Source organism: Micromonospora sp. NPDC049171 (genome assembly GCF_040648275.1).
GTDB lineage: Bacteria > Actinomycetota > Actinomycetes > Mycobacteriales > Micromonosporaceae > Micromonospora.
Genome location: NZ_JBEZDJ010000018.1, coordinates 47803 through 73178 on the forward strand (window position 1 = coordinate 47803; position 25376 = coordinate 73178).

Sequence of the window (25376 nt, forward strand, 5' to 3'; positions counted from 1 at the left end):
TCGGGCGGATCGGCGAGAATGCGCGGATGAACGAGCTCGCGATCACCGTCATCGGTCGGGACCGGCCGGGCATCGTGGCCGACGTCGCCGAGGTGCTCGCCCGACTGGGCGCGAACCTCACCGACAGCACGATGACACGACTGCGGGGGCATTTCGCGATGACCCTGATCTGCACCGGACCGGCAGTCGCCGAGGTCGAGGCCGCGCTGGCGCCGCTGGCCGCCGAGGGTCAACTGCTGGCGACGGTACGCGCGGTGACTCCCGACGGCGAGGTACCCGCGGTGGGTGAGCCGTACGTGATGGCGGTGCACGGTTCGGACCGGATGGGCATCGTGGCGGCGATGACGCGGGTGCTTGTCGACGCGGGCGGGAATGTCACCGACCTGAGCACCCGGTTGGCGGGTTCGCTCTACGTGGTGTTGGCCGAGGTCGAGTTGCCGGCCGGTGTGGCCGACGCACTCGTCGACCGGCTGCATCGGACGGCTGCCGAGCTGGGCGTGGAGGTCACGCTCCGTCCGGCGGACCCGGATCTGCTGTGACCGGCGCGGAGAGCGTGCCGGACGCCGAGGCGTACGCCGGTCTGGGCGGTTGGACACCCGAGGCGTTGGCCCTGCCGGGTGTGGTGCGGGCGGTGTTGTCCGCTCCGCATCCGGTGCTGAGTCGGGCCGCCGGAGAGGTCGATCCCACGGCGGACGAGACAGTCCAGCTCGCGGCCGACCTGGTGGCGACGATGCGGGTGTCGCCGGGCTGTGTCGGGCTGGCGGCACCGCAGGTGGGGGTGGGTGCTCGTGTCTTCGCCGTGGACGTGACGGGGCATCCGAAGGCGGTCACGGTGCACGGGACCTTCGTGTTGTGCAATGCGCGCGTGGTCGAGGCGACCCGGTGGAAACCGGGCCGGGAGGGTTGCATGTCGGTGCCGGACCTGACCGGGGACGTGAAGCGAGCCAGCCGGCTGGTGGTGGAGGGTGACCTGCCGGGCACCGGTACGCCGGTCCGGTTGGTGACCGACGGCTTCGAGGCGCGGGCGTTGCAGCACGAGATCGACCACTGCGCGGGGTTGCTCTTTCTGGATCGGGTGGCGGGTGCGCACGCCGTCTATCAGCGCAAGGTCTACCTCTGATCGGGTGCCGGACGATCGGACTGTCCGTCCTCAGTGGAGGGTGGAGCGGGTGTCCCGGGAGGGCTCCGGCGCGTCGCGCTCCACTGGCGGGCGCAGCGCGGCTACGGTGGGGGGCATCATGCGTCTGACGGTCGGCCCCCTGCCACCCGCCGTGTACTGGCGGCGTCGCGTCGTCGTACTCGGAGCGGGGCTTCTCTTCCTGATTGTCCTGCTCTACTCCTGCACCGGCTCGGGTCGCTCCGACGACGACCGGAAGACGGGGGCGGCGTCCACGGCCACGCCCACCGGGACGACAGGTCCCGGCGGGCCGCTGCTGACGCCACAGACCGGGGCTCCGCCGCCGCCCGCTTCCGCCGATGCCGGTGCGACGACCCCGAGCCCCGCGATCACCAGCAACACGCCTCCACCGGGTGCGGCCGCCGGTGCGGAGGACGACGGCACCTGCACCGACGCGGAGATCCGGGTGGTCTCGGTGGCGAGTCCGACCTCGGCCCAGCGTGGGGCGCTCGTTGATCTGCACCTCAAGATCAAAAACACGTCGGACCGGACGTGCAGCCGGAACGTCGGTGCCGAGGCACAGGAGATCTTCATCAAGTCCGGTGCCGAGAAGGTCTGGTCCTCGGACACCTGCGGCAAGGTCCAGGGCTCGGACGTGCAGTCCTTCACCCCGAACCTGGAGCGCTCCTACACCGTGGCGTGGAACGGGCGGGACACCAGCCGGTGCGACGGCAGCGGGCTGGCCGCCGGGCCGTTCCCGCCGACCGGCGCGTACGAGGTGTTCGCCCGGGTCGGCACGAAGCTCAGCGCGCCGGTGAAGCTCACCGTCACCGGCTGAGCCGGATCAGACGTAGCGTTCCAGGATCGATGCCTCGGCGAGCCGAGACAGCCCTTCACGGACGCCGCGTGCCCGGGCGTCGCCGACCCCTTCGACGGCCTGCAGATCCTCGACTGTCGCGCCGAGCAGCCGTTGGAGGCTGCCGAAATGCAACACCAGACGGTCGACCACCGCCACCGGCAGCCTCGGCACCTTGGCCAGCAGTCGGAAACCGCGAGGGCTGACCGCGGCGTCCAGTGCGTCGGACGCGGCCGGGTAGCCGATGGCCTTGGCCACCGACACCAGGTCGATCAGCTCGGTGGCGCCGAGCAGGTCCAGCTCGACAAGTGCCTCGTCCAGGGTGCGCGACTTGCGGCCGACCGGGAGGTAGTCCCGGATGACAAGCGTCCGGTCGGCGTCCACGCCGGCCATCAGCTCGTCGAGCTGCAGGGCCAGCAGGCGGCCGTCGGTGCCCAGCTCCACCACGTAGCCGGCGATCTCGTCGGCGATCCGGCGAACCATCTCCAGTCGCTGCACCACGGCCACCGCGTCCCGGACGGTGACGAGATCCTCGATCTCCAGTGCGGAGAGCGTGCCGGAGACCTCGTCCAGCCGGAGCTTGTATCGCTCAAGGGTGGCGAGCGCCTGGTTGGCCCGGGAGAGGATCGCCGCCGAGTCGTCCAGCACGTGCCGCTGGCCGTTGACGTAGAGGCTGATGATCCGCATCGACTGGCTGACCGAGATGACCGGATAGCCGGTCTGCCGGGCCACCCGCTCGGCGGTGCGGTGCCGGGTGCCGGACTCTTCGGTCGGGATGGACGGGTCGGGCATCAGGTGCACGGCCGCCCGGACGATCCTGGTGCCGTCGCTGGAGAGCACGACGGCGCCGTCCATTTTGCACAGCTCCCGGACCCGCGTCGCGGAGAACTCCACGTCCAGTGGAAAGCCACCGGTGCACAGGCCCTCGACGACCTTGTCGTAGCCGAGCACGATCAGCGCGCCGGTGCGGCCGCGCAGGATGCGCTCCAAACCGTCGCGCAGGGCGGTGCCCGGGGCCATCAGGGCGAGGTTGGCGCGCAGTGGGTCCCCGGCGCTCCCGGTGGCTCCCGCGGTCACGCTCACGCTGATCGTGCGGGCGGGCGAGCCCACGGCGCCGGTGCGGGCCTGGGGCGGCGCGCCGGCTGGCTTGGTGGTATCGCGGTCGATCGGCACGGGGACAGTCTACGGACTGCCGTGCGGTGGGTGCTGTCGTGGTTACTGTGATGTGTCACGATGCGGCCCTTCCAACCCGTTTCCTGGTTGCGACGTGCTGTCCGGTTTCGCCGTCTCCGTCGGCACGGTGGGTCACTCAGCGGACGCGCGAGCCGCATGGTGCAGTGCAGAACGGACATCCGTGACCTCGGTCACGCGCATCTGCTCGGGACCGGCGCCCGCGCTGGTCGGGCCGCAACCGGGCGGCACCAGGGCCACCTTGAACCCCAGCCGGGCCGCCTCGGCCAGTCGGCGAGGCACCGCACCGACCCGACGCACCTCGCCGGTCAGACCCACCTCGCCGATCGCCACCAGGTGCGGGGCGATGGCCAGGTTGAGCCCGCCGGAGGCGACCGCCAACGCGACCGCGAGGTCGGCGGCCGGCTCCACCACCCGGATGCCGCCCACCGTGGCGGCGAAGACCTCCCGGTCGTGCAGGGTCAGCCGCTCGGTGCGCCGTTGCAGCACCGCGAGCACCATCGCCAGGCGCGCCGAGTCGAGGCCGGAGACGGTGCGCCGGGGAGAGCCGGCCACCGTCGCGCCGATCAGCGCCTGCACCTCGGTGACCAGGGCCCGCCGCCCCTCCATGGCCACCGTCACGCAGGTGCCCGGAACCGGCTCCGCGTAGCGGGTCAGGAACAGCCCGGACGGGTCGGCCAGGCTGCTGATGCCGCCCTCGTGCATCTCGAAACAGCCGACCTCGTCGGCCGCGCCGAACCGGTTCTTCACGCCGCGCACCAGGCGCAGCGAGGAGTGCTTGTCACCCTCGAAGTGCAACACCACGTCGACCAGGTGCTCCAGCACCCGCGGCCCGGCCACCTGGCCGTCCTTGGTGACGTGCCCGACCAGCACGGTGGCGATGCCGCGCTCCTTGGCGACCGAGACCAGCGCGGCGGTGACCGCGCGCACCTGGGTCACCCCGCCGGGCACCCCCTCGGTGCCGGTGGTGGAGATGGTCTGCACCGAGTCGAGCACCAGCAGGCCCGGCTTGACCGCGTCGAGGTGGCCGAGCACCGACGCCAGGTCGCTCTCGGCCGCGAGGTAGAGCCGGTCGTGCAGGGTGCCCATCCGCTCGGCGCGCAACCGCACCTGACTGACCGACTCCTCGCCACTGACCACCAGCGAAGGGCTGCCGGCATTGACCGCCCACTGCTGGGCCACATCCAGCAGCAGGGTCGACTTGCCCACGCCGGGCTCGCCGGCGAGCAGCACCACGGCACCGGGCACCAGGCCGCCGCCGAGCACCCGGTCGAGCTCGCTCACCCCGGTGGGCACGGCGCGGGCCGGGGCGGCGCTGATGGTGGCGATCGGCCGGGCCGGCTCGGACGGCACCCGGGAGCTGACCACCCGACCGGAGACGGTCGGGCCGGTCACCGTGCTCTCGACCACCGCGCCCCACTCGCCGCACTCCGGGCAGCGCCCCACCCACTTGGGCGGCTGGTGCCCACAGGCGTCGCACTGGTAGGCCGGACGAGGCTCGCGGGCGGTGGACCGACCACGGGCGGCATTTGTCGTGCCGCCACGCGGAGGGGTCGATCGGGAGGTGGTCACATCAGGACGCTAGCCCTCGCGTACGACGAAAACACCCCGGCGTGGTGGTCACCACGCCGGGGCGTCTGTCGATGCGGAGGTCGTGTCACTCGTGGGTCGTGCCGCCCTCGTCGCCCTCGTAGCCGCCCTCGCGCTCGATGATCGGCGAGGGGGGTGCGGCCGGGGTGAGCGGCACCGCGATCGGCGCCTGGCCGGTCAGCTTGATGCCGTTGCCGAAGTCGAAGGTCACCGAGACGTTCTGACCGGAACGCAGCGCCTCGGTCAGGCCGATCAGCCGGAGCTGCGAGGTGGCCTCGGAGTTGAGCTGGAGGTAGCTCAGCGGAGCCAGCTCGATGCGGGCCAGCTCGCCGGGGGCCGCGGGGCTGGCCGAGCCCGACGCCCGCGCCGACTCCGGAGCGGACGGCGTGGCCGAGGACGACCCGGTCTCGGACGGGGTAGCCGACGGGCTGGCCGGGCGGGACGTGGACACCGACGGGCTCTGTGAGCCGGACGGCGACGCGCTGCCGGACGGCAACACGCTGCCGGACGGGGACGCGCTGGCCGACGCGGACGCGCTGGCCGACGCGGACGCCGAGCCGTCGCTGATCCGCACCTCGCGAGCGCCCTCGGTGGTGACGGTGACGGTGACCGTCTCCTTGGAGTCGTTGTAGATCACGGCGTTCAGCGGAGCATCCTGGCCGGCCTTGTAGCCCTCGACGCCCGGGTAGTTCACCAGCAGGCCCCGGACGGAGAAGAAACCGTTGCTGGTCGTGAGGTTGGCGCCCTGGACCGACGGCTCCTTCAACGCGGTCTCGGCGATCTGACCGGTGCCGCATCCGGACGCCAGCAGGCCGGTTGCCGCAATCCCGGACAGCAACAGGGCCGCCCGCCGGGATCCCCTGATCGAGCGCGTCACGTCGGTCCTCCTCGTCACAATCCCCACCCGGACCGCATGCCGGGCACGGTGGCCATACCCGCGCAGACCGCGCTCCAGGGTAGTTGGGGCTGATCGAGGCCCGCACGCGGACCCGGCAATGCCACCTGGCCGGGTGCCGCTCAGACCACCCGACCGCTCGCCACCAGCAGGACCACGTCGATCAGGGCCACCAGCATCACCGCCCGGAAGGCCGCCACCGGCCGCCGGCCCGCCCGGACCGCCGAGCGTCCGGCGTACCAGCTCAGTGCCGGCACCACGGCGGCCGTGCCGACCGCCGCCAGCCCGATGGCCGACGGCGGCCCGGGTGGTCCGAGGACCAGGGTCGCGGTCGCCGCGAGCAGCAGGCCGGCCGCCGCCGCCCGGCTGCCGGCGGCCCCCAGCCGGTGGGGCAGGCCGCGCACCCCGGTCCGGGCGTCGTCGGCCAGGTCGGGCAGCACGTTGGCGAAGTGCGCCCCGGCTCCCAGGCAGGCCGCCGCCGTCACCAACCAGAGCGGTGGGGTCGGCTGGCCGGGCAGCGCCAGCACCACGAAGGCGGGCAGGGCGCCGAACGAGACGGCGTACGGCAGCACCGAGAAGGCGGTGGCCTTGAGCGGCCAGTCGTAGAGCAGCGCGGAGACCAGGGCGACGGTCAGCCAGAACGCCGCCGTCGGGTTCGTGGTCAGCGCCAGCAGCGGGCAGGCGACCGCGGCCACCGCCGCCGCCCAGGCCGTGGCGCGCCGGCCGACCGCGCCGGCGGCGACCGGTTTGTCGGTACGCCCCACAGTGGCGTCCCGCTCGGCGTCCAGGGCGTCGTTGGTCCACCCGACGGCGAGCTGACTGGCCAGCACGGCGAGCACCACCGAGACGATTCCGGACGCCCGGTGGCCCACTCCCCACGCCAGCAGACCGGCGACCGTGGTCACCGCTGCGGCCGGTTCTGGATGGCTCGCTCTGACCAGCCCTAACACCCTCGACGACATAAGGGAAGTCTGGTCGTTACCGAGCAGTCGTGCCACGCTCGGTGCCATGCGAGACGTGGCTGCGGCCGCGGCGCCCGCCGGCCCGAGGGTGTTGCCGCGTAACGACCCGCGCCAGTACGACGACCTGGCCGGTGAGTGGTGGCGGCCGGATGGCGCGTTCGCGATGCTGCACTGGCTTGCCGCGGCCCGCGCGGCGCTGGTGCCACCGGCGACCCGCCCCGGCGCGTTGCTCGTGGACCTGGGCTGCGGTGCCGGCCTGCTCGCGCCGCACCTGACCGGCAGGGGTTACCGCCACGTCGGTGTGGATCTGACCCGCTCGGCGCTGGTCCAGGCGGCCGAGCACGGGGTGCGCGTCGTCCAGGGTGACGCGACAGCCGTGCCGCTCCCGGACGGCTGTGCCGACGTGGTCTCCGCTGGCGAGTTGCTGGAGCACGTGCCGGCCTGGCCGCGCGTGGTGGCCGAGGCGTGCCGGCTGCTGCGTCCGGGCGGCCTGCTGGTGTTGGACACGCTGAACGACACGGCGCTGGCCCGGCTCGTCGCGGTACGGATCGCCGAGCGACTGCCGACGGTGCCGCGCGGCATCCACGATCCACGGTTGTTCGTGGATGCTCGGGCGTTGGTCGCCGAGTGTGCTCGACACGGCGTCGACCTGCGGGTGCGCGGCATCCGCCCGCAGGCCGGCGGCCTGGTCGCCTGGCTGCTGCGACGCGCCCGGGCAAACCGGTCGGGTGCGACGCCAGCCGGCCCCGTTCCGCGCATCGTGCCCACCAGGTCCACCGCCGTGCTCTACCAGGGCTGGGGAGTCCGAAACGGATAGTCGGGCCGTGGCGGGGTACGGCACTGGAGTGGAGGAGACGAGATGACGGTGCACGCGCTTGAGGCGGCCCGCCGGTTGGCGCCCCGGTTCGCCGCGCGGGCGGCCCAGCACGACCGGGACGGTTCCTTTCCGGTGGACGACTTCCGTGATCTGCGGGAGGCCGGCCTGTTCGGGTTGCTGGTGCCCCGCGCGCTGGGAGGCATGGGAGCGACCTTCGCCGAGTACACCGCAGTGGCCACTGAGCTTGCCCGGGGCAACGGGGCGACCGCCCTGGTGTTCAACATGCACGCCTCGGTGACCGGCGCGCTGGGTGCGGTCACCGAGGAGTTGGCCGAGGCGTTGGGTGTGCCGGACGAGGCGCTGGCCGCCCGGGACCGACTGCTCACCGCCGCCGCGGGTGGCTCCTGGTACGCGGTCGCGATGAGCGAGCGTGGCGCCGGCGCCCGGCTGTCCCAACTGAGCACTGTCTACGAGGCGACCGACGAGGGCTGGCATCTCAAGGGCAGCAAGACCTTCTGTTCCGGTGCCGGGCACGCCGACGGCTACCTGGTGGCGGCGCGCAGCGCGGCCGACCAGTCGGTGGTCTCGCAGTTCCTGGTGCCGGCCGGCGACGGGCTGACCGTGGAGTCGACCTGGGACGCGCTCGGCATGCGGGCCACCTCCTCACACGACCTGCACCTGGACGTGAGCGTGCCGGCCGACCGGCTGCTCGGTGGCGTGGAGGGGTTGGCGCTGGTGGTCGCCCAGCTGATGCCGCACTGGCTGGTGGCCAGCTACGCGGCCGTCTACGTGGGGGTCGCCCGCGCGGCGATCGACGCGGCGGCGGAGCATCTCAACGCCCGCAACCTGGCCGGCCTGCCGGCGGTGCGGGCCCGGCTGGGGCGAGCGGACGCCACGACCGCTGCCGCCCAGCTGGTGGTCGCCGAGGCGGCCCGTCGGGTGGACGAGGCACCCGGCGACGAGGAGACCAACCGCTGGGTGTGGCGGGCGAAGCTGCTCGCCGGCAGCACGGCGGCGGAGGTGGCCGCGTCGGTGCTGGAGGCGGCGGGCACCTCGGCGACCCGCCGTGGTCACCCGTTGGAGCGGCTCTACCGGGATGCCCGCTGCGGCTCACTGCACCCGGCCACGTCGGATGTCTGCGCCGACTGGCTCGGCATCGCCGCGTTGGGCGGCGACCCGGATCGTGACGGATCGGCACCGCGTTGGTGAGCCGACCGCACGCGGCTCGCAGGAAAGAACGGCCAGCCGAGGTGGCTGGTGGGACGGCCAGGGGGAGGACAGCATCTGACGAGAGGTGGGGATCGTGTCCGTACCAGTGATCGCGGGGCTCGGGGCTGCGCAGCCGCCGTCCGCTTCGCAGGACGAGTTGTGGGAGGGCTTCTTCGCCCGGCACTTCACCGGCACCACCCGGTCGTTGGCCCAGCGGATCTTCGCGAACTCCGGGGTGGCCCGGCGCCAGGCGGCGGTCAACCCGCTGTTGGAGGACGTCTCGGACTGGCCGACCGAGCGCCGGATGCGCCGCTACCAGGTGGAGGCGCTGCCGTTGGGCAAGGAGGCGGTGGGTCGCGCGCTGACCGCCGCCGGGCTGGGCGCCGGTGACATCGGGCTGTTCATCGTCTGCTCCTGCACCGGCTACGCCACGCCCGGGCTGGACATCCTGCTCGCCCGGGACCTCGGCATGGCCGCGGACACCCAGCGGATGTTCATCGGCCACATGGGCTGTTACGCGGCGCTGCCGGGGCTCGGCGCGGCGAGCGACTTCGTCACCGCGCGGGGGCGGCCGGCGCTACTGCTCTGCGCGGAGCTGACCAGCCTGCACATCCAGCCGTCCAGCGCCCGGGTGGACACCCAGCAGATCGTCTCCCACGCGCTCTTCTCGGACGCCGCGGTCGCCGCCGTGGTCGTGCCCGGCGGCCGGGGGTACGCGTTACGCGAGGTCACCGCGGTCACCGACACCTCGACCGCCGACCACATGACCTGGGACGTCACCGATGCCGGCTTCCGGATGGGGTTGTCGCCGAAGGTGCCGCAGGTGCTCTCGAGGCACGTCCGTGGCCTGGTCGACGAGATGCTGGCCCGGCACGGTGTCACCAGCTCCGACGTGGACGGTTGGGCGGTGCACCCGGGTGGTCCGCGAATCCTCAACGTGGTGGAGCGGGAGTTGGCCCTTCCTCCGCAGGGGTTGGCGGCGTCCCGGGCGACGCTCGACGAGCACGGCAACTGTTCGTCGCCAACCGTGTTGCTGATCCTGGACCGGTTGGGCCGTTCGACGCCGGCGGCTCGGCGGGTCGTCATGCTGGCCTTCGGCCCCGGCCTCACCCTGTATGCTGCCCTGCTCGATCGACAGGACTGAGTCTCCGCCACCTGCGGCGTTACGCTGGATGGGTGGATGCGATGGCGGATGAGCGGCTGCGCTCGGCGGTGCTGTTCGGCGCGACGGTGGCCGTCCTGGTCGCCGGTGGCTGGTGGTGGCGATCGGCCGCGCCCTCCCCGGTGGCCGGGCCGGCTGGTGCGACGGCCACACCTGCCGTGGGGCCCAGCGTCAGCACACCGTTGGATCGCGCCCTGGTCCGGGGTGGTGAGCTGACCGCGCGGGTCGACGGAGAGACGGGGGCGGCCGTCCGGGCGGTGGATGCCCCGCGGGCGGTGATCGACCCGGCCAACGGCACGATCATCGACATCGAGGGCGATCCGAGCTGGCTCTTCTTCCGGGGTGAGCTGCCCTCGTTCCGCGAGACGATCTGGCGGGAGCGGACGGTGCTCGCGCCGGGGCAGCGCGTCGTCCGGCAGGCGGGCGGCGGTGACTCCCGCTACCTGCTGCAGTACCGGTGCACCAGGCCGGGCACCCTGTCGGTGACGGTCTTCGACGGCGAGCTGGCCGGGCCGTCCGAGATCGACTGCGACGGCACCATCACCACCACCGAGGTTCTGTCGCACGGCAGGCCGTTCCGGGTGGCGCTGTCGACAGTCGGGGTGCGCGAGATCGATGTCGAGGCGCAAGTCGTCGGCCTGCCCCGTTGACCCGGTGGGGTGTGTGGCGTCAGCCGGCGAGGGCGCTCAGGTCGCTGCGGTAGGAGTCGACGGTCCCCAGGTCGGGCAACACCCGGGTCACCACACCGTCGCGGTCGACAAGCAGCGCGGTCAGGGTGCCGGGGCGGGCCGGTTGGCCCAGGAACGACCGCAGCCCGCCGGCGGGGTCGGCCAGCGCCCGGACGCCCCTGCGGTCGGGTGGCGGGGTCGCGACCGTCCGCCCTCCGGCCACGGTGATCACCACGACTCCGGCCGGCGCTGCCGCCACGGCCTCGCCGATCCGCTCGGGACAGGGGCAGCCGTCCACCAGGATGATCATGGCGGGCAGCAGGCCGCGGAGCGGCACCGGCTCCTGGGCGGCGTCGACCAGGTCCAGCGCGGGCAGCGCGCGGCCGGCGACGGTGGCGGGAGGCGAGTATGGGGCCGGGGTCGGGCGGTCGGTGCCCCGGCTGGCGCGTGGCCAGGCGACGGCGAGGAGGCCGGCCATCGTGGTGAGCACCGCGACCATCAGCACCAGCAGTGGCAGGGCGAGGTGGCCGGAGCGGTGGCCGGCGGCGGCGCGGCGCAGCTCGCGACGCACCTGGGCGGCCTCGCTGGCGAGCGTCGAGGCGTCGTCGGGGATCACGACGCGGCCCCACTCGGGCGGCAGGCCGGGCAGGCCCTCGGTCGGCCCGTGGCCCTCGGCATCCGGCTTGCCCATCGGACCTCCTGGAGGGTCTCGAGAGCGGAGTGCGGCTCGGTCTCCAGGGTCGCGCACCAGGGGCACCTCCCGCTACATCTGGGCGCATTCCCGCTGGCCGGGATACCATGGGAGGAGCGCATTGCCCTTGATCTCGACGTTCTGTTCACTCGTGCCGGGCAGTCATCCGCACGTTACGGAGCGTGTTTGAACCATCGGTTTGACCGCCTGTCAAGCTGAAGCAAGACCTCTCACAGGGCCCCTGAGCTGCGCCAACGGTCAGGACATCGGTGAGACATCGGTGCCTGAGCGTGTTACCCTAGACACAGCGAAAGGGGTTTCGAACCTATGGTTTTCAGTGTCGGCGAGACCGTTGTTTACCCCCACCACGGGGCCGCACTCATCGAGGCAATCGAGACTCGGGTCATCAAGGGCGAGCCTAAGCAATACCTCGTCCTGAGGGTCGCGCAGGGTGACCTGACGGTCCGGGTGCCGGCTGAGAACGCCGAGATCGTGGGCGTTCGTGAGGTTGTCGGCGAAGAGGGCCTCGGCAAGGTCTTCGACGTTCTGCGGGCTCCGCACACCGAGGAGCCGACCAACTGGTCGCGGCGTTACAAGGCCAACTTGGAAAAGCTGGCCTCCGGCAATCCGCTGAAGGTCGCCGAGGTCGTGCGTGACCTGTGGCGCCGGGAGCGGGAGCGGGGCCTCTCCGCGGGCGAGAAGCGGATGCTTGCGAAGGCCCGCGACATTCTCGTCGGCGAGGTCGCGCTGGCTGAGAAGAGCACCAAGGATGAGGCGGAGACGCTGCTCGACAAGGTCCTGACCGAGGCCTAGTCCGCACAGCATCGTCTTCCCACTACCCAGCGAAGAAACCACCGAGGACCGCGACGTGACCGCGCAGCTCAATCCGCGCGGTGACGTCGCGGTCCTCGTGCCTGCGGCGGGTGCCGGTGTACGCCTCGGCCCCGGCCGACCCAAGGCGCTGCGTCTGCTCGCCGGCGAGCCGCTGTTGGTGCACGCCGTGCGTCGACTGGCCGCCGCACCATCGGTGCACACGATCGTGGTGGCCGCACCGGTCGCCGACGTGCAGGCCGTCCGCGATTTGCTCGCCCCGGTCGCGCCGGTGATCGTCGTCGCGGGCGGTGCGGAACGGCAGGCGTCGGTGGCCGCCGCGCTGGCCGCGGTGCCCGCCGGCCCGACGATCGTCCTGGTGCATGACGCGGCCCGGGCGCTCACCCCACCCGAGCTCGTCGAGTCCGTCGCGGCGGCCGTCCGCGACGGACGGGCCGCGGTGATCCCGGTGCTGCCGGTCGTCGACACGATCAAGGAGGTCGGTGCCGACGAGGTGGTGCTCGGCACCGTCGACCGTTCCGCCCTGCGCGCGGTGCAGACCCCGCAGGGTTTCCGCCGGTCCGTGCTCAGTGCCGCACACGCCGCGGCCGGCGACCCGCTCACCGACGACGCCGGGCTTGTCGAGAAGCAGGGCGTCGCGGTGAGCTGCGTGCCGGGCTCGGAGTACGCCCTGAAAATCACCAGGCCGTTCGACCTGGCGCTGGCCGAGCACCTGCTTGCCGCGTCCGGTTGACGCGTACTCTCTGCTCATGATCGTTCCCCGGGTGGCCATCGGCACCGACGTGCACGCGTTCGAGCCGGGCCGGCCCTGCTGGGTCGCGGGTCTGCTCTGGCCCGACCAGGACGGCCTCGCCGGGCACTCGGACGCCGATGTGGTCGCGCACGCCGCCTGCAACGCGCTGCTCTCCGCCGCCGGTCTCGGTGATCTCGGCTCCGCCTTCGGGGTGGACCAGCCGGAGTGGGCCGGCGCGTCCGGGGTGGCCCTGCTGACCGAGACGGCCCGCCGGGTGCGGGCCAGCGGCCTGGAGATCGGCAACGTGTCGGTGCAGGTCGTCGGCAACCGCCCCAAGATCGGCAAGCGGCGTGCGGAGGCACAGGAGGTGCTCTCCGCCGCCGTGGGCGCTCCGGTCACCCTCTCCGCCGCGACCACCGACGGGCTCGGCTTCACCGGCCGCGAGGAAGGGCTTGCCGGCGTGGCGGTGGCCCTGGTGTACGACGCGCCGGCCGCCTAAGCTCGCCGCGATGTCCAGCGACCCGGCCCCCGACCAGTCCGCCGCCGACGGCTACGTCCAGCGGGCCCAACTTCTCGCCGAGCTCGGCCGCCACGACGAGGCGACCGGGGAGCTGACCTACGGGCTGGCCCTCCAGCCGGACGACGTGGACGCCCTCACCATGCTGGCCCGGGTGCACCTGGCCGCCGGCCGCCCAGCCGAGGCGCTCATCGCCGCGGACCGGGCCGTGGCGGCCGCCCCGGAGTCACTTCCGCCGCTGGTCGCCAGGGCCATGGCGCTGGCCGACCTGGAGCGGTATTCCGAGTCGGCGGCCACCGCGGATCGGATCCTCGTCCTTGGCCCGGCCGACGCGTACGCCCAGCGGAGCGCGGCGGCGATCCTGGCGGACGCCCGTAACGGCCAACCGGCGTTGAACGCGGCCTGGCGTGGCGTCGAACTGGCCCCGGAGGAGTCGCAGGCACACCTCGTGCTCAGTCTGGTCGCCGCCCGCCTGGACCTGTTCGACCTGGCCGAGCGGGCCTACCGGGAGGCGCTGCGGCTCGACCCACGTCTCACCGATGCCGCGCACGACGTGGGTGTCCTGCGGCTGGAGCAGCGCCGCTGGTCGGAGGCGTTGGCACACGTCGCCGAGGCGGTGACGATCAGCCCGAGCCGGATCGACTCGCCACGGACCCTCGCGTACGGGCTGCACCGCCTGGTGCTCTACGGCGCGGGCTGGTCACTGGTGGCGGCGGTGCTCGTCGCGTTCGCGGCGTCGGCGAACGACGGGTTCTCCCGCATCCTGGCGGTCCTCGCCGCGCTCACCGGCGGGATCGTCGTCTGGCAGCTCGCGGCCCGGCTGCCGGGACTGACCCGGACAGTCCTCCCCGCCCTGCTGCACTCGGACCGCGCGATGGCCCTGGCGATCTACGCCGTGGCCGCCGCGCCGCTGCTGCTGCTGGTCTACGCGGTGGCCGGCTCCCCGTGGCCCCTGGTGCTGACCATCGTCGCCACGGCGGTAGCCGAGTTCGCCATCTTCACCAGAACCGCCATCCGCCCCTGACCGATGGCACGGCAGCTCGCCCCCGCAAGAACGCCCTGCCCGCGCCCCGTGCCCCGTACCCCCGTCGATCTTGCATTTTCGGTCGTCGGAAAGTCCCCTAAGCCCGAGCAGAAACTGCAAGATCGCGAGAGGGTGGGCGGGGCCCGTGTCGATCATGGAGTTGTGGTGCCTGTTTTGTAATGTCGCGGGCTCTTTGTCACCCACCACAACTCCATGATCGACCCGCCGGAGGGCGGCACGGGCGGTACGGGGCCGGGAGGGGTGGGGTCGGCCGGGGGAGGGCTAGCTCCGGCGGGCCCAGGTCCAGGCGTACCCCTCGTCTTCGCAGGTGTTGGCGGCGTCGCAGAGGTCCAGGGGGCGGAAGGTGTCGACCATGACGGCCAACTCGTCGAAGTAGTCGGCGCCGATGGAACGCTCGGCGGCGCCCGGCTGCGGTCCGTGGGTGAACCCGGACGGGTGCAGCGAGATCGAGCCCTGCTCGATGCCGGAGCCGCGGCGGGCCTCGTAGTTGCCGCCGGTGTAGAAGAGCATCTCGTCGGAGTCGACGTTGTGGTGGTTGTACGGCACCGGGATCGAGTCCGGGTGGTAGTCGACCTTGCGGGGCACGAACGAGCAGATGACGAAGTTGGGGCCCTGGAAGGTCTGGTGCACCGGCGGGGGCTGGTGGATGCGGCCGGTGATCGGCTCGAAGTCGTGGATGAAGAAGGCCCACGGGTAGAGGTGCCCGTCCCAACCGACCACGTCGAACGGGTGGTGGGCGTAGACGTAGCGGGTCCAACCGCGCCGGTGGCGGACCAGCACCTCGACCTCCTCGCCGTCGACGAGCAGCGGGGCGTCGGGGCCACGGACGTCGCGCTCGCAGTACGGCGAGTGCTCCAGGAACTGGCCGCGCACGGAGAGGTAGCGCTTGGGCGGGCCGATGTGCCCGGAGGCCTCGACGGCGAGCAGCCGGGCCGGCTGGTCGCCGGTGGGCACCAGCCGGTGGATGGTCGAGGTGGGGATGACGACGTAGTCGCCGGCGACTACGTCCAGCGCCCCGAACGGGGACTCGACCCGCAGGGTGCCCGACTCGACGTAGAGGCAATGGTCGCCGGTGGCGTCGCGGAACAGCGGCGAGGGCCGGTCGGCGAGCACGTAACCGATTCGGACGTCGTCGTTGGCGAGCAGGTACTGCCGGCCGAGGATCGGGTCGGCGCCGCCGGTGTCCAGCTTGTGGGTGCGCAGGTGGCGGGGCTTGAGCGGCAGGTTCGGTGCCCGGGTGAACGCGGGCGGGGTGAACTCGTCGGCGGCCAGGATCGCGGTGGGCGCGTGCCGGTGGTAGAGCAGGGACGAGTCGGAGGAGAAGCCCTCCTGGCCCATCAGCTCCTCGGCGTAGAGGCTGCCGTCGGGCTGCCGGAACTGGGTGTGGCGCTTGCGCGGCACCTCGCCGACGCTGCGGTAATACGGCATCTCGCCTCCCGATATTTCCCGTTCACCGGCCGAAGGCGTCCGATAATCGGACGCTGTTGTCCGTTCCTCGTAGCGTCCCGTACATTCTTGTTCCGTGTCAACGCAGGTGCCCGTACTCCTCGATGGCCTGGTGGACGACGCTGCCGTCTTCCCTCCGGGCAGCGCCGCGCTGCCCGACGCCCTGGCTGCCCACCGGCAGCACCGCGCCGCCTGGTACGCGGACCTGGTCGGTCCGCTGCTGATCCCCGCCTCGACCATCGCGGCGGGCGAGCTGAGTGCTCTGGTCGACCCGGGCGAGGGCCTGGTGATCGGGCTGATCGGTGACACCGGGATCGGGAACCTGCCGTTCACGCTCTCGGTCCTGGCACCGGACGGTGTCACCGCGCGTCAGGTCGAGGTGGCGGTCGCCAAGCGCGGTGAGGACCCGCTGCCCGGCATCGCCGAGCTGCTGCGGCTGATCGACACCATGTCGGGCGTCGAGGCCGTGTACGCCGAGCTTCCGTTGACCTTCGGGCTGATGGGCGCGCTGGACGCGCTCACCGCCGCCCGGGCCGACGGCGTGCCGATCGCCGCCAAGTTCCGCACCGGCGGGCTGGCCGCCGAACTCTTCCCCACCCCGACCGAGTTGGCCGCGGTGATCTGCGCCTGCCGGGACCGGGACCTGCCGTTCAAGCTCACCGCCGGGCTGCACCAGGCCGTCCGGCACCTCGACCCGGAGACCGGGTTCACCCACCACGGGTACGCCAACGTGCTGGCCGCGACGCTGGCCGCCGCCGACGGCGCGGGCGTGAGCCGGGTCGCCGAGCTGCTGACCGCGCTCGACCCGCGCCCCCTGTTGGAACGCGCCACCGCACGGCTGCACGAGCCCCGCCCACTCTGGGTCGGCTTCGGCTCGTGCAGCATCCTGGAACCACTTACCGATCTGATCCGGCTGGGGCTGGTGAACGGGGGCTACGACGCATGACCTGGGTGACCGGCGTTGACGGTTCGCCGTACGGGGTGACGAACCTGCCGTACGGGGTCTTCCGGCGCGACGGGGGCGAGCCACGGATCGGCGTACGGATCGGGTCGTGGGTGTTCGACCTGGCCGCGGCGGAGGCCGCGGAGCTGGTGCTGGCCGCCGGTGCGTTGTGCCGGCCCACCCTGAACGAGTTCATGGCGTTGGGCCGTCCGCAGTGGGTCGCGGTACGGCAGCGGATCACCGAGCTGTTGACCGACCCGACGCACCGGGCCGACGTGGAGCCGATGCTGGTGCCCCTCGACGACGTGGAGCTGCTGCTCCCGATCGAGGTGGCCGACTACGTCGACTTCTACTCCTCCGAGCACCACGCGTCGAACGTGGGGCAGATCTTCCGCCCCGGTCAGCCCGCGCTGCTGCCCAACTGGAAGCACCTGCCGATCGGCTACCACGGGCGGGCCGGCACGGTGGTCGTCTCCGGCACGCCGGTGACCCGGCCGACCGGCCAGCGGGCCTCCGCCGAGGGCCCGGTCACCGGCCCATCGGTACGCCTCGACATCGAGGCCGAGGTCGGCTTCGTGGTGGGTGTACCGAGCGAGCTGGGCGATCGGGTGTCCGTCGACGACTTCGCCGACCACGTCTTCGGGGTGGTGCTCGTCAACGACTGGTCCGCTCGGGACATCCAGGCCTGGGAGTACCAGCCGCTCGGCCCGTTCCTCGGCAAGTCGTTCGCCACCTCGGTCTCGGCCTGGGTCACGCCGCTGGACGCGCTCGGCGACGCCTTCGTACCGGCCCCCGACCAGGATCCGCCGGTGGTCGACTACCTGCGCGACGTGCCGCACCTGGGCCTGGACCTTCGGCTGGCGGTGGAGTGGAACGGCGCACTGGTCAGCGAGCCGCCGTTCGCCACCATGTACTGGACACCGGCCCAGCAGTTGGCCCACCTCACCGTCAACGGCGCGGCACTGCGCACCGGCGACCTGTACGCCTCCGGCACCGTGTCCGGCCCGGACCGGTCGCAGGTCGGCTCGTTCCTGGAGCTGACCTGGGGCGGGACGGAGCCGGTCCCGGTGGGCGACGAGAGCCGCACCTTCCTCGCCGACGGCGACACGGTGACCATCACCGCCACCGCGCCCGGCCCGGACGGCACCACCATCGCCCTGGGCGAGGTCACCGGCACGATTCGTCCGGCCCGCTGAGTAGGCCCCTTTCCGTCCGGCCCGCTTCCGTCCGGCCCGCTGGGCGGGCTCGTTCCGTCCGTCTCGTGCATGGGACCCGTGGTCGCACCGGCTGTGCGACCGCCGGCCCTGGTTGATCCGTTGATCGTCCGGATACGTCGCCTCGCCGCACGGTCCGGGCCACCCTCCTGGTTGCCAGCGGCGGTGGGGCCCATCGCACACGGAGGTAACGACTATGCACGATCTCGCGGGCGCGGTCTGGCGTACCAGCAGCCGCTCCAACGACCAGGGACTCTGCGTGGAAGTGGCAGACAACCTGGTCGATGTCCGTGGTCTGGTCGCCATCCGCGACTCCAAGGACCAGGCCGGCCCCACACTCGCGGTCAGCCCGCCTGGGTGGACGGCGTTCATCGGCGCGATTCGAGTCGGTCGTTTCGAACGCTGACCGCCGTTTCGGCACCGGTCGGCGACGACCGGTGCCGAACTGTCGTCCAGGGCCTGTCCCGGTGGTCGTCCGGGACTGTCCCAGGCGTCGGATCGCTTGCCGAGACCAGTTCGTACAGCTGGTCTGGAGGACATGAGAACCCATTCGGTTGTGGGCGGAATTCGCCCCAACACACGAAACGCAATCCTCGGCATCATCTCCCTGCTCGCCGCGCTCAGCGTGATCCTGGCCCTGGTGACCGGCTCGGGTGACAACGCCAACGCCGCCAAGAGTCGCGTGCAGGTCATCCAGCCCGCAGCCGAAGGCTCCAGTGGCACCTCGGCCCAGGGCAACGACGGCAGCGCCGAACGGGCCATCGCCGAACGGTCCAGCAGCGAACTGACCGAGGGCGACGAGGTCACCGCCGACCGGGCCGCCGCCGACGGCAGCGAGCTGGCCGAGGGCAGCGCCGCCGACGCCGACGCCGACGCCGACTCCGACGCCGCCGAGGACAGCGGCGAACTGGCCCAGAGCAACGAGGTCACCGCCGATCGGGCCGCCGCCGGTGCGAAGAAGGCCAGGCCGTGCGAAGGGCACGGATACAAGCGGTACAACCCGCGCCGTACGTTCCAGTGGCAGAAGACGTCGCCCTGGTTCTGGGCGACCCGCAACTCCAGGCCGGGCGACGCGTACGTGCAGTTCCGTTCGGGGGGCGGCGAGTACGTCTACAAGCAGCTGACGAACTGCAGCATCGTCCGCGGTTGGATGGCCGGGGCCGCTTCCTACCGCACCAACCAGTGCGGTGACATGCGATCGTGTCAGCCATCGGCCTGGCAGACCATCACGGAGAAGGGCAGTTGCTCACGGGTCTACAACAAGATCCGCGCGTACGACCCCACGCACCACAAGTGCTTCACCTACTAGTCGGCGCACCGCCGAGGGCCTCGCTCAGGTGACCCTCGCCGACTCTCCGGCCTGATCATCAGTCGTACCGACTTGAAACGTTCCCACCGCCCGGCCATGCTCAATCGGCCGGGCGGTGGGTCGTCCACTGTCGACCGGGCCCGGTCAGCATCGAGCGGAGTCGGCGCACGAATGCGCCAGCCGGCGTGTCGGGCTGCCTGAGCGCGGGGGAGGAACTGTCGATGGCGAACGAGCAGCCCACCGCCGGTGGGGCGCCTGACCCACAGGCCGCCGGCTCGGCGGCCGAGTTCGTGGCCCAGCTGCGCGCGCTTCGTCAGTGGTCCGGACTGACCATTCGGCAGGTTACGAGGAAGGCGCAGGAGGCCGGCGACGTGCTGCCGCACAGCACGCTGAACACGGCGTTGGGCCGGGCCACCCTGCCGAGGGAGGAGCTGGTCGCGGCCTTCGTCCGGGCCTGCGGCGGCGATCAGGACACGGTGGACGCCTGGATCACGGTGCGCAAGGGGCTCGCTGCGGCCGCGGCCGGTCAGCCCGAGCCGGTCGCCACCGTCGTCGCCGCCGCGGGGATGGCCGGTGCCAACTCGATCGCCGACGAGCCGAGGGTCCGCCCGCCGTGGGGGTTGCTCGACGCGGTACCGCCCCTACCGGCCGAACTGTCCCAGGTGACCGACTGGGAACGCGGTGGCGAGCAGCCGCCGGAGACGACGACCGCCGACGAGCCGGGCAGCAGCGACACGGTGACCAGTGGGTCGGCTGTCGCCGGATCGACACGCGGCAAGCCAGCCGCCGTCGCCGACAAGCCGTACCGATACGCGGCCGCCCCGGATTCGTCCGCCCCGCGCGAACTCGAAGCATCGCCCCGGGAGCCCGAGCCGGCCGCAACGCGGTCCGAGCTGGCCGCCGCGCCGCCCGACTCGGCTACGACGCGGTCCGACTCGGCCGCAACGCGGTCCGAGCCGGCTGACGCGCGGTCCGAGCTGGCCGCCGCGCCGCCCGAGCCGGCTGACGCGCCGCCCGAGCCGGCCGCGGGCGAATCCGTCCCGACCGTGGATCGGCCGTCGCGTGTCCACGCGTACTCCGACGGGCCGCTGGCCACGGTCGTGCGGAACCGGCGCGACGGCGCCTGGTCGGGGCTGCACCGCAAGCGGGCCGCGGAGGCCGACGGGGTGGCCGTCGCACCGCTGCGGCTGCGCGACTTCGTGCCGCCGCTGGCTTTTCGGGCCGGCTGGTCGACGCGCGTGCTCCTCGGCGCGATGGTTGTCCTGCTGGTCCTGGTAGCCGTCGGCGTGGCGGTCCGGGCGCTCCGCGATGCCAACCGGGGCGACGGCCCGGCAGGTGTGCAGGCGGGGCCGACAGTCGCCCAGGACGACGGGGGGCAACTGCTGTCGAAGGATCGCGGCGGGAGGACAGCCAGCCCCAGCGCTCCGTCGATCATCGTCGTCCCCGCGCCCACGACCAGGGCGCCGAGGTCACCCAAGGCATCGCCGACGAAGCCGGCCGCCGCCGCGCTGCCCGCGGCCGGGACGTACCGCATGATGCCGGCGGCCACCGACGGTGGGTCGAACTGCGTGGGCGTTGGTCCGGAACCCGGGAACGACCGGCCGGAGGTGGCCGTGATCGTCCCGTGTGCCGAGGCCGAGCCCGCCGCCAGCGAGCTGCGGAAGGTGGCGACGAACACGTACCAGATCTACTGGGCGCGCCCGTCCGGCGGTGGCGGATGCCTACAGGTCGACCCCGACCCGAACGGCGGACCATCGACCGCCCACGGGCAGTTGCTGGCACCGCGCGGCTACTGCGATCGTCCGGATCAGCGGTTCATTCTCGAACCGGTCCAGACGAACGCGGGCCAGGGTTACCGGCTGCACCCCGCGACCGCACCGAAGATGTGCGTCGGCCCGATCGACGGTGGCCGAACGGCGGGCACCGCTGTCGCCCAGGTGTCCTGTTTCAACGACAGTGTGCAGGTGTTCCTCTTCAAGCCGTAGCGCCCGCAGGTCCGCACCTGTGGAAAATTCGTTCCGGGGGGCCACGGCTGGCGCTTACTCCGCGTACCGTCGGGGACACGGGAGGCTGGCATGTCGACGGTGGCGGTTACCAGGTTCATCGAGGCGGACGCTGTCGATGTCTGGTGTCTGCTGACCGACCTGCCCGGCCGCGCGGTCCGGCTGACCGCCGCCGGCCCGATCGAGGTGCTCACCCCGGGTCCGTTCGGGCCGGGCACCGCCTGGCGTGAGGAGCGCGCCCAGCCCGACGGCGGCACGTTGACCGAAGAGTTCCTGGTGGTGGAGACACAGGCCCCACACCGGCTGGTGCTGTGTTCCTCCGGTGCCGGCGTGGATTACCGGATCACCTGGAGTTTGCGACAGGTCCGGCGTCGCCGACGAGGTTGTACGGCGGTCACCGTCACCCACGAGGCCGTGCCGACCGCTCCGTACGGCCGGGTGGTGGCGCTGTTGCTCGGCCACCTCGCCGCGCGGGCGGTCGAGGTGGCACTCCGGCGCGACCTCGCCGACCTGGCCATCGCGGCCGGTGCCGGCTCCGTCGAAGCCGCCTGAGCGCGGCCGGTCACCCTGCGCACGTGGTCGCCGTGACCTGCGCGGGGTCCGGCCGGTTGCCCTGGGTAGGGTGCCGGGCGGAGGTGCGGCATGGGGATCCCGAGGGGCCGACGACGGCTCGCGATGGCGGTCGTGGCGCTGCTCGCGACAGTGGCCGTCGTGGTCATCGGTTACCGGGTGCTCGCGCCGGCCGAGGTGAGCACGGTGGCCCGAGCCGACTATCCGCCCGCGGCCCAACCGGCTGCCGGCGTGGTCGGTCGACTGCCGGTCGCCCCGTTGATCGTGGACGGCAGACTGCGGGTGTACGCCGCGCACCGCCAGGTCTACGCCGACCGGCCGGTGGACTGGCGGTACCGGACCACCCCGTACTGGTCGTACCGGCGCTGGCCGGCGGAGTTGACCGGGGTGGTGGCCAGCGGCAGCACGGTGGTGAGCCGTTGGTCCGACGGTCGCCTTGTCGCGCTCGACGCGCCGACCGGTCGGGTGCTGTGGAGGGCCGACGGCCCGGAGCCCGTGAAGAGCGCTGCGGTGGTACGCCGTACCGGTGCGGCCACCGTCTGGGACCCGAGCGGGCTGCATCTCACCGAACTTCCGGACGGTCGCACGGTGGTGGTGGCCAGCGGAGACGCCGAGGCGCGCGGGGTCGAGGTGCGCGGCGGTCGGCAGCTGTGGCGGGTCGACCTGCCCGGCGGTTGCCGCAGTGACGTCGGCACCACCGCCTCCGGGCAGCTGATCGGTCTGGACCGGTGCGCCGGCCCGGCCACTGTCGAGTTCCGGGACGCGGCGACGGGTGCGGTACGCGAACGGTGGCGGCCGCCGGGTGGGGCGGACGAGTTGGTGGTGACTCCGCTCGGTTGTCGTACCGGCCGGTCGGACTGCCCGGCCCTGCGCACCGCTGGACCGGGCGACGCGGCCGGCCGGGGATGGCTGCTGGGCACCGGTGAGCCGGTCGCCGCCCCCGCGCTCGATCCGGCCGGGGCCACGGTGGTGGGTGAACGGGCAGTCGTGGTGCTCGACGGGGTGGCGGTGGGTCGTTCGGCGCGTACGGGCGCGGAGCTGTGGCGGTCGGCCGATCTTGGTGCGGTACGGGTGCTGGCCGCGCAGCCCGGCCGGGTGCACCTGCTGACCGAGACCAACGACCTGGTGACGCTGGACCCGGCGACCGGTGGGCAACTGTCCCGCTTCTCGCTCAACGTCGGGCGGGACGGGACGGGCTGGGCGCCTGGGGCGGTGGGGGTCGGGGGCGGCTTCGTCGCGGTGGAACGGCTCCGCAGGCCGGTGGACCCCGACGGGGACGACAAGCGTTACTACCTGACGTCGGAGGCGGTGATCCTGGCCGCCACCTGATCGTGGCGTCTTCGGCGCCCGAGGATCCGAACCGTCCATACCTTTTGTCGGTAAAGGATATGTTTTTCGCGGTTCAGGTTTTCCTCGGGAAGGGGTCGGCGCATGGGCAGGACAGCAGCCAACTACCTCGTGGGCGGCGCACTGGCCGCCGCCGCGAGCCTCGCGCTGGCGGTTCCGCCGGTGCTGGGCGCGGATCCCGCCTCGGCGCGCGGGTTCGCTGCCGTCCGGGCGGCGCCGTCGGCGGACACCGGCGTCACCTTCGAGATCCTGCCGGCGTCGCCGACGCCCACCCAACCCACGCCGCCCACGCCCACACCCACGCAACCCGCGCCACCCACGCCCACGCCGACGCAACCCACGCCGGCACCACCCCAGCCCACGCCCAGCCACGGTCAACTGCCGGTCACCGGTTCCGGCGGGTCGACGTTGCTGCTCGTCGGGCTGGGCGTGCTCCTGCTGATCGTCGGTGGGCTCGCCGCCCGTCGCTGGCGGCGCGTGTGACGTACGCCGGCCGTCGGCGGTTGACCCGAGTCCGCCGCCGGCGGCCGATGCGTTGCGCGGCCGCCGGCGTGGCGTCAGTGTCCGGCCGAGACCCGCTCCCGTGGACGGCCGGTGGGGGGCCGGGTGGACCGCCGGGATCGACGGGCCAGCATCACGAGGCCGGCGATGAGCAGGAGGCCCGCGACGGCTGCCGCCACGGTCCAGGCGGACGTCATCCGGGAGATGACGCTGCCCCGCTTGCCGACCTGACCCGCGTCGGGAAACTCGATCTGCGCGGTGATGCTGCGCTTGACCATCCCGCTCTCCAGGTTCACCTCGATCTTCCAGGGCCCGTTCGGCAGCTCGGCCGGCAGCCGGGCGATGACCTGCCCGGAGCCGCCCGGCGGCAGGGTGACGCCCTGTCCGACCTGGAATGGGCCGGCTCGGCTGTCGGCCGGTCCCTCGCTGAGGGCGACCGAGCCGGTCAGGTCGATGGCACGACCACCGGTGTTGGTGACCTGGGCGGTCACCGAGGGCACGCCCTCGGGGTCGCGGGCCGGGCGAAGCTCACCGATCGAGAAGTCGGAGACCGGCTCGCCGCCTGGCCCGATGTCGAGGTACATCCGGACGCCGACCCGGTGGATCTGGGTGACCTCCCCGTCGGAGCGGGGCGCCGAGGTGGCGGACGCCCAGACCACCCCGTACCGCTCGCCGCGTGAGGCGGCCCGCGGCACCACGATGGTGGCCAGGACCCGGGCCTCGCCCCACGGTTCCACCTCCACGACGGACTTGTCGAGGGTGATCCACGAGGTCAGCTCGTTTGTCGCGCGGCCCTCGCCGAACCTGAACTCGGACCCTTCCACGGTGGCCGCCGCCGGATAGACGTCGATGCGGCGGGCCTCGTCGGTGCGATTGCTGATCAGCAGTTGCCGCTTGATGGTGGTGCCCGGCGGCAGGTGATCGACGATGTACCGCAACGCCCGGGGGTCGTCGCGGCGATTGGTCGGCGCCTCCAGCAGCCGTATCCCGAGGCGGTCGTCGGCGTCCGGCTCGACCGCGCCGGCCCGGGTCGACAGACCCGGACCGGCGAGGCTGAGCAGCGCCAGCGCGACCGCGACGGTCGACCGGCCGTGGCGGCTAGGCCACCGAATGCGTCACCGTCCCGGTGTAGACGCCCGCGATGCTGTCCAGCGGCACGTTGACGATCAGGGTCGGGTTCCAGGTCGCGGTGTTACCACCGGTGCCACCGGTGTGGGTGAACGCCGTGACCGGCGTGACGCTGTCCAGCGGCTCCGCTGCGCCGGCGTTGGCCTGACCGGGCGTGAAGGTGCCGGTGCCGGTGGTCGCCGTCGCCGGGCCGGACCAGTAGTCGATCTCCCCCGGCAGAACCGTCTCGGCGGGGGTGCCGCCGCCGGTCTGGAAGACGCTGGCCGTCACCGTGGCCACCCAGGAGGCGTCCGCCGCACCCCGGGAGTCGGTGACCGTGACCGGGCCGAGTTGGCCGGTGATGGTGGTGCCGGGCGCGCCGCCGCCCAGGTCGGCGGTGGCCGGCGCGTCGATGTCGAGGGTGCCCGCCTCCACCTCGAAGGTGACGGTGGTGGTGTCGGTCGGCGCGGCGGCGGCCGGTGCCGCGAGGAAGCCGACCATCGCGGCGGCGGCCGCTCCGGCGAGACAGATCTTGGCAGTACGCACTGTTGGTTACCCCGTTCTCGAAGTGAGCCGGCGTGATTCCTCGACACAGCCGGCTACTTCGGAAGATAGGGCAGTTAGCGGGATGGAAGTGGACAAACAACGCTTA

Annotated in this window: 27 protein-coding genes; 19 read left to right on the top strand and 8 right to left on the bottom strand. The window is 72.6% G+C overall.

The window, feature by feature from the left end:
• Positions 1 to 26: 26 nt before the first annotated feature.
• The 3 genes from AB0B14_RS22555 (at position 27) to AB0B14_RS22565 (ending at position 1955) form a co-directional block, all read left to right on the top strand.
• Positions 27 to 539, top strand: coding sequence for an ACT domain-containing protein (locus AB0B14_RS22555; protein ID WP_357067978.1), 513 nt, complete (start codon positions 27 to 29; stop codon positions 537 to 539).
• 14 nt (positions 540 to 553) lie between these two features.
• Positions 554 to 1120 carry a peptide deformylase gene (locus AB0B14_RS22560; RefSeq protein ID WP_357068429.1) on the top strand — a complete coding sequence of 189 codons (567 nt, stop codon included), beginning with the start codon at positions 554 to 556 and terminating at the stop codon, positions 1118 to 1120.
• Positions 1121 to 1238: 118 nt separating this feature from the next.
• Positions 1239 to 1955 carry a hypothetical protein gene (locus AB0B14_RS22565; RefSeq protein ID WP_357067980.1) on the top strand — a complete coding sequence of 239 codons (717 nt, stop codon included), beginning with the start codon at positions 1239 to 1241 and terminating at the stop codon, positions 1953 to 1955.
• Between the two features lie 6 nt (positions 1956 to 1961).
• Here the strand turns inward: AB0B14_RS22565 and disA are convergent, their stop codons facing one another.
• The 4 genes from disA to AB0B14_RS22585 all read right to left on the bottom strand — a co-directional run bounded on the left by disA (position 1962) and on the right by AB0B14_RS22585 (position 6611).
• Positions 1962 to 3146, bottom strand: coding sequence for a DNA integrity scanning diadenylate cyclase DisA (gene disA, locus AB0B14_RS22570; protein ID WP_124772010.1), 1185 nt, complete (start codon positions 3144 to 3146; stop codon positions 1962 to 1964).
• A 132-nt stretch (positions 3147 to 3278) separates the two neighbouring features.
• Complete coding sequence (gene radA, locus AB0B14_RS22575; RefSeq protein WP_357067983.1) at positions 3279 to 4736, bottom strand: DNA repair protein RadA; 1458 nt, start codon at positions 4734 to 4736, stop codon at positions 3279 to 3281.
• Between the two features lie 85 nt (positions 4737 to 4821).
• Complete coding sequence (locus AB0B14_RS22580; protein WP_357523988.1) at positions 4822 to 5631, bottom strand: hypothetical protein; 810 nt, start codon at positions 5629 to 5631, stop codon at positions 4822 to 4824.
• Between the two features lie 140 nt (positions 5632 to 5771).
• Positions 5772 to 6611, bottom strand: a complete 840-nt coding sequence (locus AB0B14_RS22585) for a UbiA family prenyltransferase (RefSeq protein ID WP_357067987.1) — start codon at positions 6609 to 6611, stop codon at positions 5772 to 5774.
• Positions 6612 to 6657: 46 nt separating this feature from the next.
• Here AB0B14_RS22585 and AB0B14_RS22590 point away from each other — a divergent pair, with 46 nt between their 5' ends.
• The 4 genes from AB0B14_RS22590 (at position 6658) to AB0B14_RS22605 (ending at position 10449) form a co-directional block, all read left to right on the top strand.
• Positions 6658 to 7428, top strand: coding sequence for a methyltransferase domain-containing protein (locus AB0B14_RS22590; protein ID WP_357067989.1), 771 nt, complete (start codon positions 6658 to 6660; stop codon positions 7426 to 7428).
• Between the two features lie 42 nt (positions 7429 to 7470).
• Positions 7471 to 8637: an acyl-CoA dehydrogenase family protein gene (locus AB0B14_RS22595; RefSeq protein WP_357523990.1), complete on the top strand. Its 1167-nt coding sequence runs from the start codon at positions 7471 to 7473 to the stop codon at positions 8635 to 8637.
• 94 nt (positions 8638 to 8731) lie between these two features.
• Positions 8732 to 9781, top strand: coding sequence for a type III polyketide synthase (locus AB0B14_RS22600; protein WP_357523992.1), 1050 nt, complete (start codon positions 8732 to 8734; stop codon positions 9779 to 9781).
• Positions 9782 to 9813: 32 nt separating this feature from the next.
• Complete coding sequence (locus AB0B14_RS22605; RefSeq protein WP_357523994.1) at positions 9814 to 10449, top strand: hypothetical protein; 636 nt, start codon at positions 9814 to 9816, stop codon at positions 10447 to 10449.
• A gap of 19 nt (positions 10450 to 10468) precedes the next feature.
• Here AB0B14_RS22605 and AB0B14_RS22610 read toward each other — a convergent pair whose 3' ends face one another.
• On the bottom strand, positions 10469 to 11158 hold the full coding sequence (locus AB0B14_RS22610) for a hypothetical protein (RefSeq protein WP_357523996.1): 690 nt from the start codon (positions 11156 to 11158) through the stop codon (positions 10469 to 10471).
• A gap of 327 nt (positions 11159 to 11485) precedes the next feature.
• Here AB0B14_RS22610 and AB0B14_RS22615 point away from each other — a divergent pair, with 327 nt between their 5' ends.
• From AB0B14_RS22615 to AB0B14_RS22630, 4 genes are read left to right on the top strand one after another with little or no spacing between them, the layout of a single operon-like run.
• Entirely contained in the window at positions 11486 to 11971 is a 486-nt protein-coding gene (locus AB0B14_RS22615) for a CarD family transcriptional regulator (protein ID WP_007073334.1), read from the top strand.
• 55 nt (positions 11972 to 12026) lie between these two features.
• On the top strand, positions 12027 to 12722 hold the full coding sequence (gene ispD / locus AB0B14_RS22620; RefSeq protein ID WP_357067999.1) for a 2-C-methyl-D-erythritol 4-phosphate cytidylyltransferase: 696 nt from the start codon (positions 12027 to 12029) through the stop codon (positions 12720 to 12722).
• Positions 12723 to 12738: 16 nt separating this feature from the next.
• Positions 12739 to 13221, top strand: a complete 483-nt coding sequence (gene ispF / locus AB0B14_RS22625) for a 2-C-methyl-D-erythritol 2,4-cyclodiphosphate synthase (protein ID WP_357523998.1) — start codon at positions 12739 to 12741, stop codon at positions 13219 to 13221.
• A gap of 10 nt (positions 13222 to 13231) precedes the next feature.
• Positions 13232 to 14263 carry a tetratricopeptide repeat protein gene (locus AB0B14_RS22630; protein WP_357524001.1) on the top strand — a complete coding sequence of 344 codons (1032 nt, stop codon included), beginning with the start codon at positions 13232 to 13234 and terminating at the stop codon, positions 14261 to 14263.
• Between the two features lie 282 nt (positions 14264 to 14545).
• Here AB0B14_RS22630 and AB0B14_RS22635 read toward each other — a convergent pair whose 3' ends face one another.
• A complete protein-coding gene (locus AB0B14_RS22635; RefSeq protein ID WP_357524003.1) occupies positions 14546 to 15712 on the bottom strand; it encodes a cupin domain-containing protein in 1167 nt (388 codons plus the stop codon).
• Positions 15713 to 15806: 94 nt separating this feature from the next.
• Between AB0B14_RS22635 and AB0B14_RS22640 the strand changes: the two genes are divergently transcribed.
• The 8 genes from AB0B14_RS22640 (at position 15807) to AB0B14_RS22675 (ending at position 23599) form a co-directional block, all read left to right on the top strand.
• Positions 15807 to 16676 carry a hypothetical protein gene (locus tag AB0B14_RS22640; protein ID WP_357068007.1) on the top strand — a complete coding sequence of 290 codons (870 nt, stop codon included), beginning with the start codon at positions 15807 to 15809 and terminating at the stop codon, positions 16674 to 16676.
• Positions 16673 to 17869 (top strand): fumarylacetoacetase, encoded by a 1197-nt coding sequence (fahA, locus tag AB0B14_RS22645; protein ID WP_357068009.1) that lies wholly within the window; start codon positions 16673 to 16675, stop codon positions 17867 to 17869. The genes AB0B14_RS22640 and fahA overlap by 4 nt, the downstream gene beginning before the upstream one ends.
• Before the next feature lie 214 nt (positions 17870 to 18083).
• Positions 18084 to 18293, top strand: coding sequence for a DUF397 domain-containing protein (locus AB0B14_RS22650; RefSeq protein ID WP_357068011.1), 210 nt, complete (start codon positions 18084 to 18086; stop codon positions 18291 to 18293).
• A 132-nt stretch (positions 18294 to 18425) separates the two neighbouring features.
• On the top strand, positions 18426 to 19196 hold the full coding sequence (locus tag AB0B14_RS22655; protein WP_357524005.1) for a hypothetical protein: 771 nt from the start codon (positions 18426 to 18428) through the stop codon (positions 19194 to 19196).
• Positions 19197 to 19417: 221 nt separating this feature from the next.
• Positions 19418 to 21181 (top strand): helix-turn-helix domain-containing protein, encoded by a 1764-nt coding sequence (locus tag AB0B14_RS22660; protein ID WP_357524007.1) that lies wholly within the window; start codon positions 19418 to 19420, stop codon positions 21179 to 21181.
• Positions 21182 to 21271: 90 nt separating this feature from the next.
• Positions 21272 to 21751, top strand: coding sequence for an SRPBCC family protein (locus tag AB0B14_RS22665; protein WP_357068017.1), 480 nt, complete (start codon positions 21272 to 21274; stop codon positions 21749 to 21751).
• 90 nt (positions 21752 to 21841) lie between these two features.
• The gene (locus AB0B14_RS22670; RefSeq protein WP_357524009.1) at positions 21842 to 23098 is read left to right on the top strand and encodes a PQQ-binding-like beta-propeller repeat protein; all 1257 of its coding nucleotides are present in this window, start codon (positions 21842 to 21844) and stop codon (positions 23096 to 23098) included.
• A 102-nt stretch (positions 23099 to 23200) separates the two neighbouring features.
• Positions 23201 to 23599: an LPXTG cell wall anchor domain-containing protein gene (locus AB0B14_RS22675; protein ID WP_357524011.1), complete on the top strand. Its 399-nt coding sequence runs from the start codon at positions 23201 to 23203 to the stop codon at positions 23597 to 23599.
• A gap of 74 nt (positions 23600 to 23673) precedes the next feature.
• Here AB0B14_RS22675 and AB0B14_RS22680 read toward each other — a convergent pair whose 3' ends face one another.
• Both AB0B14_RS22680 and AB0B14_RS22685 read right to left on the bottom strand, forming a co-directional pair.
• Positions 23674 to 24555, bottom strand: a complete 882-nt coding sequence (locus AB0B14_RS22680; protein ID WP_357068023.1) for a hypothetical protein — start codon at positions 24553 to 24555, stop codon at positions 23674 to 23676.
• 160 nt (positions 24556 to 24715) lie between these two features.
• Entirely contained in the window at positions 24716 to 25270 is a 555-nt protein-coding gene (locus AB0B14_RS22685) for a hypothetical protein (RefSeq protein WP_357068025.1), read from the bottom strand.
• Positions 25271 to 25376: the final 106 nt, after the last annotated feature.